1 rRNA gene is annotated in these 821 nt (G+C 56.2%); it reads left to right on the top strand.

Features of this window, described 5'->3' with window-relative positions:
- Nucleotides 1-821: ribosomal RNA gene (locus NVV99_RS26330) — 23S ribosomal RNA — on the top strand; the annotation flags it as partial.

The following is an 821-nucleotide window of genomic DNA, read 5'->3' as shown; positions in this document are numbered from 1 at the left end:
TACCCGAGTAGCACCGGGCCCGTGAAATCCGGTGTGAATCTGTCGGGACCACCCGATAAGCCTGAATACTCCCTGGTGACCGATAGCGGACTAGTACCGTGAGGGAAAGGTGAAAAGTACCCCGGGAGGGGAGTGAAATAGTACCTGAAACCGTGCGCTTACAATCCGTCAGAGCCGATGCACGATTCAGTTCGTGGTGGGTGATGGCGTGCCTTTTGAAGAATGAGCCTGCGAGTTAGTGGCATGTCGCGAGGTTAACCCGTGTGGGGTAGTCGTAGCGAAAGCGAGTCCGAATAGGGCGCATGAGTGGCATGTTCTAGACCCGAAGCGGAGTGATCTACCCATGGCCAGGGTGAAGCGATGGTAAGACGTCGTGGAGGCCCGAACCCACTTAGGTTGAAAACTGAGGGGATGAGTTGTGGGTAGGGGTGAAAGGCCAATCAAACTCCGTGATAGCTGGTTCTCCCCGAAATGCATTTAGGTGCAGCGTCGCGTGTTTCTCACCGGAGGTAGAGCTACTGGATGGTCTAGGGGGCCCACAAGCTTACCGAAATCAGCCAAACTCCGAATGCCGGTGAGTGAGAGCGCGGCAGTGAGACTGCGGGGGATAAGCTTCGTAGTCGAGAGGGAAACAGCCCAGATCGCCGGCTAAGGCCCCTAAGCGTGTACTAAGTGGAAAAGGATGTGGGATCGCTGAGACAACCAGGAGGTTGGCTTAGAAGCAGCCACCCTTGAAAGAGTGCGTAATAGCTCACTGGTCAAGTGGTTCTGCGCCGACAATGTAGCGGGGCTCAAGTACACCGCCGAAGCCGCGGCACTCA

The organism is Rhodococcus sp. PAE-6 (genome assembly GCF_025290685.1).
Taxonomy (GTDB): domain Bacteria; phylum Actinomycetota; class Actinomycetes; order Mycobacteriales; family Mycobacteriaceae; genus Rhodococcus; species Rhodococcus pyridinivorans.
This window is presented reverse-complemented; position numbering and strand designations above follow the sequence as displayed.